At 69.5% G+C, this 12,503-nt stretch carries 11 protein-coding genes; 4 read left to right on the forward strand and 7 right to left on the reverse strand.

Annotated features, from left to right (window positions below):
* Nucleotide 1: 1 nt before the first annotated feature.
* The 3 genes from ACFQ3T_RS02745 to ACFQ3T_RS02755 form a co-directional block, all read right to left on the reverse strand.
* A complete protein-coding gene (locus ACFQ3T_RS02745; protein ID WP_380719377.1) occupies nucleotides 2–1,336 on the reverse strand; it encodes a nickel/cobalt transporter in 1,335 nt (444 codons plus the stop codon).
* An 8-nt stretch (nucleotides 1,337–1,344) separates the two neighbouring features.
* The gene (locus ACFQ3T_RS02750) at nucleotides 1,345–2,643 is read right to left on the reverse strand and encodes a tetratricopeptide repeat protein (protein ID WP_380719379.1); all 1,299 of its coding nucleotides are present in this window, start codon (nucleotides 2,641–2,643) and stop codon (nucleotides 1,345–1,347) included.
* A gap of 67 nt (nucleotides 2,644–2,710) precedes the next feature.
* Complete coding sequence (locus ACFQ3T_RS02755) at nucleotides 2,711–4,261, reverse strand: DUF4331 domain-containing protein (RefSeq protein ID WP_380719381.1); 1,551 nt, start codon at nucleotides 4,259–4,261, stop codon at nucleotides 2,711–2,713.
* A gap of 975 nt (nucleotides 4,262–5,236) precedes the next feature.
* Between ACFQ3T_RS02755 and ACFQ3T_RS02760 the strand changes: the two genes are divergently transcribed.
* The 3 genes from ACFQ3T_RS02760 to ACFQ3T_RS02770 all read left to right on the forward strand — a co-directional run bounded on the left by ACFQ3T_RS02760 (nucleotide 5,237) and on the right by ACFQ3T_RS02770 (nucleotide 8,273).
* The gene (locus ACFQ3T_RS02760; RefSeq protein WP_380719383.1) at nucleotides 5,237–6,118 is read left to right on the forward strand and encodes a hypothetical protein; all 882 of its coding nucleotides are present in this window, start codon (nucleotides 5,237–5,239) and stop codon (nucleotides 6,116–6,118) included.
* Nucleotides 6,119–6,179: 61 nt separating this feature from the next.
* Nucleotides 6,180–7,103, forward strand: a complete 924-nt coding sequence (locus tag ACFQ3T_RS02765; RefSeq protein ID WP_380719385.1) for a serine-rich family protein — start codon at nucleotides 6,180–6,182, stop codon at nucleotides 7,101–7,103.
* A gap of 195 nt (nucleotides 7,104–7,298) precedes the next feature.
* Nucleotides 7,299–8,273, forward strand: a complete 975-nt coding sequence (locus ACFQ3T_RS02770; protein ID WP_380719387.1) for an L-threonylcarbamoyladenylate synthase — start codon at nucleotides 7,299–7,301, stop codon at nucleotides 8,271–8,273.
* Nucleotides 8,274–8,311: 38 nt separating this feature from the next.
* Here ACFQ3T_RS02770 and ACFQ3T_RS02775 read toward each other — a convergent pair whose 3' ends face one another.
* Both ACFQ3T_RS02775 and ACFQ3T_RS02780 read right to left on the reverse strand, forming a co-directional pair.
* Nucleotides 8,312–8,947 carry a carbonic anhydrase gene (locus ACFQ3T_RS02775; protein WP_380719389.1) on the reverse strand — a complete coding sequence of 212 codons (636 nt, stop codon included), beginning with the start codon at nucleotides 8,945–8,947 and terminating at the stop codon, nucleotides 8,312–8,314.
* 284 nt (nucleotides 8,948–9,231) lie between these two features.
* Nucleotides 9,232–10,014, reverse strand: a complete 783-nt coding sequence (locus ACFQ3T_RS02780; RefSeq protein WP_380719391.1) for an IS5 family transposase — start codon at nucleotides 10,012–10,014, stop codon at nucleotides 9,232–9,234.
* Nucleotides 10,015–10,579: 565 nt separating this feature from the next.
* Here ACFQ3T_RS02780 and ACFQ3T_RS02785 point away from each other — a divergent pair.
* The gene (locus tag ACFQ3T_RS02785) at nucleotides 10,580–10,705 is read left to right on the forward strand and encodes a hypothetical protein (RefSeq protein ID WP_380719393.1); all 126 of its coding nucleotides are present in this window, start codon (nucleotides 10,580–10,582) and stop codon (nucleotides 10,703–10,705) included.
* Between the two features lie 362 nt (nucleotides 10,706–11,067).
* Here ACFQ3T_RS02785 and ACFQ3T_RS02790 read toward each other — a convergent pair whose 3' ends face one another.
* Complete coding sequence (locus tag ACFQ3T_RS02790) at nucleotides 11,068–11,292, reverse strand: site-specific integrase (RefSeq protein WP_380719395.1); 225 nt, start codon at nucleotides 11,290–11,292, stop codon at nucleotides 11,068–11,070.
* On the reverse strand, nucleotides 11,259–12,029 hold the full coding sequence (locus tag ACFQ3T_RS02795) for a tyrosine-type recombinase/integrase (protein WP_380719397.1): 771 nt from the start codon (nucleotides 12,027–12,029) through the stop codon (nucleotides 11,259–11,261). Before ACFQ3T_RS02795 ends, ACFQ3T_RS02790 begins: the two co-directional genes overlap by 34 nt.
* Between the last annotated feature and the right edge of the window lie 474 nt (nucleotides 12,030–12,503).

Here is a 12,503-nt window from a genome sequence, read left to right on the forward strand (position 1 = left end):
CCTATCCGAGAGCGGCCCGGACGGCGAGCCCGAGACCGACGACGAGCACCAGGGACGCGGTGATGGCGGGCAGGGCCGTGAACCGGTCGCGGAAGCGCTCCACCGCAGCCAGGCGGTCGCGCAGTCGCACCATGAGCAGGCCCACGGCGGTGAGCGTGGCTGCCATCCCCACGCCGTAGCCCACGACCAGCAGCACGCCGAACCAAGTCCTGCCCAGTGCGACGGCGCCCAGCAGCACGACGAGCGCCGACGGGCTGGGCACCAACCCGCCGGCCACGCCCATCCCGACCAGGCTCGCTCGTCCCGTCCGATGCACGTGGCCGTGTCCGTGGCCGTGGCCGTGGCCGTGGCCGGTGGTGACCGGTTCCCGTGGCCGCACGGTGGAACGCAGCAACCACGCCCCCACCGCGGCGACGAGCACCCCGCTGGTGAAGCCCAGCCAGCGCAGCAACGACTCCCCCGCCAAGGTGCTGGAGGCGCTGATCACCAGCCCCAGCACGAGCACCCCCGCGGTGTGCGTGAACGTCACCGTGGCCCCCACCACGACCGCGTCCCGCAGGGTTCCGTCGCGCCCGGCCAGGTAGGCGGCGATGATCGTTTTGCCGTGACCCGGCAGTGCCGCGTGGGAAGCCCCGAGCACGAGGGCGAGCAGCACCGCGAGCACGCCCACCAGAGGGGTCAGGTCGCGGCTGCCGGCGAAGCCGGTGAACTTCTGCGTGGCCGCGGTGAGCAGGGTCGTCCCACCAGGGGCGTCGGCGCCACCCGAGTCGGTCGACGTTCCGGGTTCGACCCGCAGCGTCACCGAACGGACGTCGAGAGGGTCTGCCAGCAGGTCCTCCGGGTAGGTCCTCAACTCGGCGGTCAGGCTCCGTGCGGCCACCGGAGGGTCGACCAACGCGACGCCGTCCCCCACGGCGGTCATCTCGCGCCAGCCGAGTCGTCCCACCTCGAGCGAATCACGGACGGTCACCGTCGCCGCTTGGTCCAGCGACACCGCGACGTCGAACAGGCATGTCAACCGCGTCGTGGCCAGACCGGCCTCCCCCGGAGGGAACTCGACCGCGCTGGACGTCAGCCGCACCGCGAGCGGGTGCCCGTCGACCTCGACCGCGGTCGCACGGCTGCGCTCCGCGCACGTCCGCTGCGCGTAGCCGGGCTGTACGGCCGGGCGCTCCTGCAGCGTCGGGATCTCCGCGAGGTCCACCACGGCACGCACCTCGACACCATCGGGACGCACGGTGATGCCGTGGTAGTGGTTCACCGTGAAGTTGCCCAGCGGGTGCGCCGAGGCCTCCAGCGGCACCGCCAGGAACAACACACCGAACAGAACGCCCACCAGTGACCTCACCGCAGGCCTGCCAAGGTGTCGCGGGCCTTCGACGCGTCGGTGAACGAGAAGTGCGGGTTGATCCGCAACGCCTCTTCCAATGCCGTGATCGCTTCGGCGGTGCGGCCCAGTGCCGCCAGGATCATCCCCCGGTGGTAGGCGAAACCCGCGTGCCGCCACCCGGTCGCGGCGGCCCGCTCGGCCATGCCCAACGCCTCCGCGTGCCTGCCGTTGAGGTGCAGCGCCCAGGCCAGCGCGTCGGCGACCAGCGCGTGCTGCCTGCGACCCCACTCGGCCTCGGCCAGGCGCAGCGCCTGGGCCGTGTCACCCCGATCGACCGCGACGACCGAACCCTCCAGGTCGTCCGCTCCACCTGCCGCCCGCGACAACTCGAACTGCCGCTCCAGGACCGTGAACTGGGCCGCGGCGTCGGCCTCGCGGCCGTGGGACCCGAGCAGATCGGCGTATTCGCGCAGGTACCGCGGTGCCGGCACGCGCCGCACGACGTCGGCGTACCCGGTCAGCGCCGCGTTCACGTCCCCACGGGCGGCGGCCACCTTGGCCATGCCGTGCAGCAGGGTGACGTCCTGCGGGTCGAGCAGCAGTCCTCGCCCGTAGTGCTCGGCGGCCAGGTCCGGATCGCCGTCGTCCCACGCCAACTCGCCCAGGTGGTACCGGCAGAACACGACGTCCGCCGGGGTCGACGCGGCCTCCAACGCACGATCGAGGGCGTGGCGGGCGGCGTCGAGGTCGCCTCGTTGCTCGAAGTCGTACGCGGCCCTGGTGAACGAGGCCACGCCCGGTTCGAGGTCCAGCATCCGCTGCACGGCCGCCGCCGCCTCGGTCGCGTCGCCGAGTTGCGTCAAGGCGTCCGCGAGCACCCCGTACACCTCCGCGGTGTCCGGCAGCAACACCCGCGCACGTTCGGCGAGGTCACGAGCCGCGCCGAAGTCGTGCCGCGCATTGGCCAACGCGCCCAGGCCCAGCAACGCCGGCCCGTTGTCCGCCGGTCGCAGCTCCAGCGACGTCTCCAACGCGCCCTGTGCCTTGCCGTAGTACGAGGGATCGCCGGTGATCCGGGCCTGCTCGACGTAGCTGCTGCCGAGCAACGCCCAGGTCGCCGCGTCCTTCGGTGACCGGCGGAGCTTGTCCTGCGCAGCGGCGATGACGCGCTGCGCACCGCTGTGCGCCAACGCGGCTCGCGGCTGCGGTGTGTCGTCCTCTCCGCGCCGGCCGGTCAACGCCGAAGCGGTCGACGCGAGCACCGCGACGCCGGCCACGATGGCCAGGACTGCGACGATCCTGCGACGGGTCATGCTGGTGAACCACCTCCGCGGCGGCCGTGGGACGGGTTGGGGGTCGACCCGTCCCACGGCCACCGGCCTAGGCGACCGCGCGGGCCGGCATCCAGTGGGGACGACCGCGCAGCAGCCAGGCACCCGATCCGATCAGCAACGCCGCCAACACGGCGTCGAGCAGCAGACCGGGTGGGACACCACCGCCACCACCGCCACCGCCGGCCGGAGGGACCGCTCCGGCCGAGGTGTTGACCGCGGTGTTGTGCGGCAGCGCCACATAGGGGAATGAGGCGTCGAACGCCCGGTCGTTGGCGTCCGCCCGGTCACCGGCCGCGAGCGCGGGCACGATGCCGCTGACCGCGGCGCCCTCCAGTGCCTGGACGCCGATGTCGACCACGTCGTCGGTGAGCCGGCGGCCGTTGGGGAAGCCTTGGAGATCACCGCCGAGCACGCCGAGCCGGTTGGCCTGCGCCGCGACGGGCACCGCCGTGTTCAGCCGGAGCTGCTCGGACGGCGTGAACCGGTCGGGGTTGACGTCCGCGTTGTTCAGCTGCGAGTTCAGGTCTGCCTGGATGGGCCCGCCCGCCTTGGTGGTGATCCCGGTGAGGAAGATCTCCACCAGGTCGTTGCGCGGCGTCGCCGGTGCGGGGATGCCGTAGATCGCTTCGACCAGTTTCGGCACCTCGGGGTCGGTGACCCGCTGCACCAGTTCGGGGATGTCCGCGTCCTGGTCGGGGGTGATGGCGTTGAACCGGTCCTTCAACGCGGCCGGGACCACCACTTCGTTGACCAGCGGGTTGCCCAACCGGGAGACCTGGACGTACGGGCCCACAGCCCGCTCCTCACCCGGCTTGAGCTGCAGGGTCCGCCGTTCGGTGTCGCTCCACACGCCGATCACCGGGTTGCGGTCGGCGTTGCCCTTGAGCGCCAGCTGCGACTTGGGCACCTGCAGGGCGATCGTGTTGACGTTGTAGCCGGCCAGCGTGTCCTGCCCGACCTCGGACAGGTCACCGCCGTAGAGCAGGTCGAACACCCGCAGGTCTAGGAAGAACGGGTCATCGGCCTGGCCGACGTAGCTCTTGCCACCGCCCGGCACGTCGACGATCGCCTGCGACCGCAACGCACCATAATCGGGCATGGACGCCGGACCCACGTTCGAGGGAGCGACCGGACCCGACTGGATGAGCTTCCTGCCCCGTCCCCGTGCGTCGAGCAGTTCCAGCGTGTAGGCCTGCCGGAACAACAGGTTCTCGTCGTCCAATGACGTGACCTGGCCGTTGTTGTACAGGAACGTCGAGTTCCCCCGCCGGTCCTCGGTCCGGAACGTCCACCGGTACACCAGGTCGGCGCACCCGTCACCGTCGTTGTCGATGTTGATGTCGTAGCGGGCGTCCGTCGCCCACGGGTAGAAGTTCGGCCCCCCGTTCGGCTCCTGAAACGGTGACCAGTTCGCGACCAGCGTCACCGTGTCGGACCGGTCCGGGCTGACGAACGCGTAGAGGTCGGTGTTGTCCACGGCGGGGTCGTCGGCGATCAACGGCGCCTCCCGGTGGCTGGACGCCCCGGCCGAACCGGACCCGCCCACCAGACCGGCCGTGAGCAACGTGCCACCGGCCGCGATCAGGGCTACCGCCACACGCCGCCTACGACGGGTGGGAGGGGATGCTGACATGTCCGTCCCTTCGGAAACGACGCCTACCCGTCGCGGGACCTGCCGAGACGAGCAGGCACGAAAGGTTCGGAGTGGACAGCGCAGAAGTTCACCGGTTCACCCGACCGAGCAATGCACATCGTCGGCGACAAGTCGGCGAACGCCCCGACCACCGGCTCGCGACTGGTGACATGCAGGGACGCTGTGCCGGGCCGGACAAATCCAGCGGCCGGCCGGCGACCCAGGCGGCCGAGGCGAGGCGGAGAACATCGGTGAGCAACCCGCAGGAGCACCGTCACCGAGACCACGACCACCCGCGAGCAAACCGTGCTCGACTTCTCCGGCGGTCGGGTTCTGCGACTCCTCAAACCTGAGCGCCCTGCCTAGCGTTCGCGACGACTGCACGCCAACGGCGGCACGTTGACGGCCGTCAAAGCCCTCACCAACCTCGCCAGGCCCATCCGGATCCGTGGCATGAACCGGCTCGTCACCGTCTACCCGCGTACCGTCGGTCAGCCTCGAGACACTGACGGCCAGCAACCGTCGACGCGACCACCGGGTTCCCGCAACCCCGGGGCATCCGTCATCGGACCCGATGGAGATCCGGAACAGAGGCTGGCTCCACCATCGCGAGCACCGGTCCCCCGGTACTGAGCATGTGCGCCACGACCGAGCTCCGCATGAACGGGCGGCCCGGACCGGTACACGAGCCTGCGGCACATGCCCGCGCTGCGTGACAGCGGGGCGCCAGCCCCACAGTACGTGAATGCAGCAGCCAGGTTTTCACCGTGAAAAACACACCCAACACTCATGTTTGATTTTCGTCGCACCTCGCGACCTGGACGAACCCAAAAAACTTCCACTTTCGAGTGAACCGACCCGCACAGGGCACCGAATACCTGGCAGAGGGGAGGTGATTGCATGAGAACAGATTGTTCGTCCCGGCTCGATTCCCGGTCCGTGGTATTGCGACGTTCACTGCTGCTGGCGGGTTTCCTGCTCGGCTGCGGGTTGGTCGCGCTGGCCTCGGCAGGTTCGGCACAGGCCGACGAGCAGGACCGTCCGTCACGCTCGTCGCAGACACCCGGCGAGTCGACGCCGGGCGGTGGACTGCTCGGTGGGCTCCTGGAACCGGCGGCACCCGCGGTGTCGTCGGTGTTCGAAGTGACCGGTCCGGCAGTGTCAGGTGTGTCGCGAGTCGCGGCACCGGTGGTGGAACCGGTGGTCGGGGTGGTGGAGCCGGTGGTGACGGCTCCGTTGCCGGCCCCGGTCACCGAACCCCTGTCGCCGGCGCTCGAGCTGTTGGCGCCCGTGACCGAGCCGCTTCTGGGTCCCGCCGAGCCGGTGGTGACGCCGGTGGAGCGGGCACTGGGTATCCGACCGCAGGCGCTGGGCGTCGATCCCACGCGGGCGTCGTCGCAGGCACCCGCCTCCGTCGGGATCGCCGCTGACGTCGACCGGTCCGATGTCGGCGCGGCCGTCCCGGCGGAAACGTCGCCACCACCGTCATCAACGGGTTCGTCCGCTGCGGTGAAGGCCATTGCTCCGCCCTGGACCAGGGCGACGACGGCGACGTCGAACGGCAAGGCAGTGCACGTCGCGGCGTCGCAGTGGCATGGCGGGCATAGGGGCGGCCCGGGGTCGCCGCGTCCGGACCAGGCAGTCCTGGCCGGCGCGACGGGCACGGCGTCCTCCGGCGGCAACGCCGGCGGTGTGTCCGGGCAGGCGGATCTGCCCGGCCACCAGGGCATCGTGCCGCATGACGGCGTTCAGATGGTCTACGCCGAGCGCTGGTTGCTGCGGCCGTGGTGCTACGTGTTCGGGCGACATCACCCGAGCTGAGTTCTTCCCTTCGTGAGCTGACCACTGCACGAACCAAGGCTTCAAGGGAAGAAGGAACTCGATGCGCAAGTACGTCCAACGCGGCCTGTTGGCCGCGGTGATCTCCGGCGGGTTCGTCCTGCTGGGGCAGTCAGTCGCGAACGCCGACACGGTCGACCAGGGTCCGCTGGGCCTGGGTGGGCTGGTGGGGTCGGTCACCAACACCGTCACCTCCACGGCGGGCGGCGGCAACGGCGGCGACTCCGGCGACGGCGGCAACGCCACCAGCCACAACAAGGCGCGGTCCGGCAACTCCGGGAACTCGGGTGACTCCGGGTCCACCGGCGGCAACTCCGCCTACGGCGTGTGCGTGCTGGCCGAGTGCACCACCCACGTCAGCTCGGGCGACTCGGGCGACACCGGGTCGACCGGCAACACCGGCGACGCCACCAACACCAGCCACACCACCGGAGGCAACTCCGGTACGGCCGGCGACGGCGGCGACGCGATGGCGTGGACCGAGGGCACCAACAGTGGCGCTTGGTGGCACCACCGGAACAACTCCGGTGACAGCAACGCCGAAGCCGTCGGCGGCAACGGCGGCGACTCGGGCCAGGGCGGCGACGCCTCCAGCTCGAACAAGGCCGTGACCGGAAACTCCGGCGACTCGGGTAACAGCGGCTCGACCGGCGGCAACACAGCGGTGACATACACCGACGGCCACCACGGCCAGTGGAACCACAACTGGAACCCCTGGAACCCGGGCAACCGCGGTTGGGGCCACGGCAAGGAGTACGGCTGGAACAACTGCGACTCGTCGTGGAACCACCACGGCTGGGCTCGGCACCACGAGTCGACGACCGTCGTCGGCTCGGGCGATTCCGGTGACACCGGCTCCACCGGCACCACCGGCGACGCCACCAACACCAGCTGGACCACCGGGGGCGATTCCGGCCCGGCCGGCGACGGCGGCCACGCCGACTCGCTGACCGGCCACCTGGTGTAAGTACATCGACAGGCGGTGGGCGGGACCGGCGGTGGCCGGTCCCGCCCTCTGCTGTCGAAACCACCAGCCGGTTGCCATCCATGAGCCGGCCGAAGTCGTCCTGTGTGTTCCGCCCTTCGGTTCCCGATGGCGAGGTCGCGGAAGACCTCGGGGCCCGCGAACAGCGCCGGCGGAAGCACTGCAAGGATTACGCGGGTGTCCGCTCCAACCACCGACATCGAGAATGCGGCTCGTGTCCTGCGCGACGGCGGTCTCGTGGCCGTGCCGACCGAAACCGTCTACGGTCTCGGCGCGAACGCCGAGGACCCCACCGCCGTCAGGCGCATCTTCCAGGCCAAGGGACGCCCACCATCCCATCCGCTGATCCTCCACATCAGCGGTGCGGAGCGCCTCGACGATTGGGTCCAGGACGTTCCCCCCACCGCGCGCCTGATCGCCGAACGCTTCTGGCCGGGACCGCTGACCCTGGTCCTGCGACGCGGCCGCCGGGTGCCGCTCGAAGCGACCGGTGGCCTGGACACGGTGGCCGTGCGCGTGCCCGACCACCCCGTCGCACTCGCGCTGCTGACCACCTTCGGCGGCGCCGTGGCGGCCCCGTCCGCCAACCGCTTCGGCTCGGTCAGCCCGACCACCGCCGACCACGTCCGGGCGGAACTCGGTGACGCCGTCGACTTCATCCTCGACGGCGGCCCCTGCCACATCGGTCTCGAGTCGACCATCGTCGACGCCACCGGCGACGTTCCCGCCATCCTCCGACCGGGCGGCGTGACGCGCGAGGACCTCGAGACCGTCCTGGGACACCCGCTCGCCGTCCACTCGACAAGCCAGGTCCGGGTGCCGGGTCAACACCCGTCCCACTACGCGCCGCAGGCGCAAGTCGTCCTGGTCGAACCCGAGGACCTCCTCGCCGAGGCCGAACGCGCCGGTGCGCTGGGTCACCGGGTGGGCATCCTGCTCCCGCCCTCGGCGACCGCCCCGGTGACGGCACACGCCGTGATCGCCGTCCCCGCCTCGATGCCCGCCTACGCGCGCGGCCTCTACGGGTTCCTGCGCGAACTCGACCGGGAGGGGTGCGACCTCATCATCGCCTCCCTGCCGCCCGAGGACGGGGTCGGACTGGCGATCGCCAACCGCCTCCGCCGAGCCGCAGGACCCCGACCCAACCGCTGACCGACCGCCCGCTGTGCGGCTTGTAGCCGCGGGCCGCGTCAGGTCGCGGGAACGTGCTCCAAGCCGCGGGCCGCGACGACGTGCGCGCTGCCGTCGGCCAGCCGGTAGCACAGCCCCACCACGGCGGTGCGGCCGGTGTCCACCCGCTCGGCCAGCACCCGCGACCGCTCCAGCAGCAGGTCGACGGTGCGGCTGACGTGCTCGGCGACGATCTCCCGCGGCTCCACGCGGCCGGCGGCCCGTGCCGCCAACACGCTGGGCGTGACGCGCTCCACGACGTCGCGGATGTAGCCGGCGGGCACCGCGCCCTCGTCCACCGCGGCGCACGCGGCGTTGACCGCGCCGCAGGCGTCATGGCCAAGGACCACCACCAACGGGCAGTCCAGCACCTCCGACCCGTACTCGATGCTGCCCAGCACCTGCGCGTCCATCACGTGACCCGCCGTGCGCACCACGAACAGGTCACCCAGGCCGCGGTCGAAGATGATCTCGGCGGCCAGCCGGGAATCCGAACAGCCGAACAGCACGGCGAACGGTCGCTGCGCCGGTGCGATCTCCGCGCGCCGCGCCGCATCCTGGTTCGGGTGCTCCGGCGTACCGGAAACGAAACGCTGGTTACCTGCCAGCAGCAGCTCGAAGGCATCCAGGGGGGCCGTGGAGTGGATCTCGGGCATGCCCACATCCTAAGCCAAGCCCTCGCCCGTCCCACGAAAAGCTCATTGCCGCCGGCGACGTGCAGTCGATCTTCCCATTGACCTGAGTAGCTGTTTCCGAGCTACTGCTGTCGGGTGAGTCGGCGACTGGTGATGCGGATCATGGACCAGCGGACCATGGCCTCGTGGTGGTGGGGTAAGCGTTCGTAGTCGCGGACGCAGCGGCGGTGTCCGGTGATCCAGGCAAGGCTTCGTTCGACCACCCACCTTCTGGACAGCACGGTGCAGTACGGCACTTGCGGGCGTTAAACGATCTCGACCACCAGGCGAAGAGTTTTTCGTGCCCAGTCGATCAGAGGGCCGGTGTAGGCACCGTCGGCCCACACCAACGAGACCCGCCCGCCGGCGATGTCGCGCAGACGCCGCAACAGGCTGCGCGCGGCGACCCGGTCCTGCGTCGAGGCCGGCGTCACCAGCACCGCCACCAGCAGGCCCAGGGTGTCCACGACGATGTGGCGCTTGCGGCCGGCGACCTTCTTCCCGCCGTCCCAGCCCCGCGTGGCCCGGCCGACGGTGGCGGCCGCGCGCATCGACTGCGAGTCCACGACCGCCGCCGACGGCGCTCCCACCCGCCCTTCCACAAGCCGGACCCGGTCACGCAACGCGTCGAGCAGCCGCTGCGACGCACCGACCTTCTCGCACGCGGCGAAACGCTTGTACACCGTCGGCCACGGCGGGAAGTCGGCCGGCAGAGCACGCCACTTAATGCCGTTGTCGACCACGTAGAGGATCGCGTCCACGATCACCCGGCGGCAGTATTTCTCCCACCGCCCGCCCCGACCGGCCAGGCACGCCGGGTCGGCCAGCAGCGGATCGAGTTCGGCCCACTGGGCGTCGGTGACGTCGGTGGGATACCGAGCCGTCCGCACGGTGGGCTGGTGGGAGGCGGACAGGCGGCAGCACGGGGCACCCGCGGTGCACCGCCCGCGGGGATCGGGCACGATAACAACGGAACTCCTGGCAGAGCGGCGCTTCGACAACGTCCGATCTACCAGGAGTTCCCTCGTCTGCGCACCAGAGGCCCTCACCTGATCAAGCTCGGAAACGGCCCCTGAGGGCCGCCCCGGAGCCGCGCGGTATTAATCCTTGACGAGCAGATCCCAGTTACCGTATGGGTTCTTCTCGCATTTGTAGGCATACCACCAATCGGCGTCCAGGCCGTACTCTCCAGCATCCTCGCAATCGAATTGATACTCGAAGGTGTCAACCCATTCCCAACGCTCTGCCAGGGACCGCTCGCTAGCGGTACCCGTAGGAGACGACACTGCGGCAGCGACAGTTGAGGCACCACCCACCAAAAACAAAGCAACTGCGGCCACTGCAGCCGCAAACAAGCGTTGCATTTTGACCTCCCAAGGTTAACCCCGTACATTTATTATTGAAGCCCGCCGAATACCGGGCCAGCTTCCCAAGGGTTCCACCTAGCAGAGTCACGACACCGCGACAGCCGAGCATCACCCGAACGAGACGCGGAACCCCATCCCCGACTGGACGATCGGCTACTACGACGCGAGCGACAACTGGATCGCCACCACCCGCGTCCACAACACCGCCACCTACCTCGGCCCCCTGGCCAACGTCATGGCCGGCACCATGCTGTCGACCAACCCGGACGTGCAGGTGGCCGTCGGCACCGCCAGCCGCGCCTGCCCCACCCCCACCCACTGCACCTACTACAACACCGCGCTCTCGACGCTGCCCATCACCCTGAACTTGTAAGTGGCCGTGTGGGAGCTTGGGCAGGTGACGACCCTCTGGTGCGCAGACGAGGGAACTCCTGGTAGATCGGACGTTGTCGAAGCGCCGCTCTGCCAGGGACTCACGTCCCAGAGAATCACATCTGTAACGTCAAGAAGACCGCGACCGTGATTCAGGTACGGCGCTGGGTCTCGCGTCCCAACACCCCGCGTGGGGACGGGTCGAAGCCCCGCCCCAACGGGTGCTACTCGGGCGCGGACGGCCCGCAATTTGACTCCACCACCAGGCTGCCGGTGTGAAACAGCTGGTCAGCCCTGTTCCCATCCTTTGGTGCTCCCGCCGGGGATCCGAACCTGCGCATCCATGCAAGGCGACCTCGGGTATCAGACATGTTCGCCGATCCCCATCCGGAGTTGCGTCTCCTGTGCCCGCTCGGCTGCCGCGCTGGCTCCGTAGTGGCGGGGCATGTCCTCGGAGGTCCAGCCGAGTAGGAGCATCAAGTCGCCCGTGTCGCCGCCGGCGCGCTTCCACTCGTGGGCGAAGTTGTGGCGCCAGCGGTGGGCGTGGACGCCGGTCAGGCCGGCGGCCAGGCCGCGCCGCTTGAGCATGATCTTGATGCCGTTGGTGCCAGGCGGCGGGCGCCGTGGTCGGCCAGCCACAGGTCGGGCAGGTCGGCTCCCTTGTGCTTGGCGCGGGCGCGCAGGTAACGGCTCAGGGCGCGGGCGGTCTTGGGGCCGAAGCGGACGCGTCGGTCCTTGTTGCCCTTGCCGTGGTAGTGCGCCGAGTCGGCGTTCATGTCCAGGTCGGCCAGGGTCAGGTTGCCGACCTCGGACAGCCGCGCGCCGGTGTTGCAGTAGAGGCGGATGATCGCCTCGTCGCGCAGCTGGACGAAGCCCTTGCCCTTGCAGGTGCCCAGGACAGACCTTCTTCGTGTCCTCATCGCCGATGACGGGATGAGCTTCTTGGCCGGCTTTGGCTGCTTGACCCGTTCCACCGGCGAGCGGTCGATGTCCTCCTCGTCGACCATGAGCCACTTGAAGAACTGCTGGAGACCCTTGTGTTTGTTCAGCGCGGTGGCCGCCGAGCGGGTGTCGATCATCCAGGCCTGGAACGCCTCGACGTGGCCCTTGGTCACGTCGCACGGGTCGCCGGCCGCGTCGTCGGCGTCCGGGTCGGGTGAGTGCTCGGCCGGGTACCGCGCCAACTGGGCGGCGGCGAGCAGGTAGTTGTAGCGGGTCGTCTCCGGGTGGTTGGCCGAACGCAGGGTCCGGTCCCAGTCCCGGAGGTATCCGGCCCAGGTCTTCGACAGGCCGGTGGTGATCTTGTCCAGGTCCAGCAGGGGCATCGCGGTGGTCCTTCCGAGTCAAGGTGTCGCTGAGCGACGTGCTCGACCTCGAAGAACGAACCAAGATCGCCAAAAGAGGGCCCTCGCAGTGTCTGACCTGCGAAGACCCTCTTGGCCGTCGGGACGACAGGATTTGAACCTGCGACCCCTTGACCACCAGAACTGTCCAAATCATCCCTGACCTGCGGAAACGCTAAATTAGCAGGTGGCGACGGTGCAGTTGAACGCACTTCATCGCGGTTCACTCCGGTTCTTTCTCCTTGAATCCTCCCAATCGCCTACCATCTTCCTCCCACGGCGGGCTTATGTCGACCGCTACGACCGTCGAACATATGTGCGGCTGTCAAGTGGCCGGAGTTCTCGCCACGAGCACCGCGGCCGTAGCCACGACAGCTGCGTCTTCGAATCCACTTGATCGACGATATAAAGCTACGGCGGTTCGACTCGCAGGTCAGAGCTGCGAAGCTGACTTTT

The organism is Saccharothrix hoggarensis, from assembly GCF_042678885.1.
Taxonomy (GTDB): Bacteria; Actinomycetota; Actinomycetes; order Mycobacteriales; family Pseudonocardiaceae; genus Actinosynnema; species Actinosynnema hoggarensis.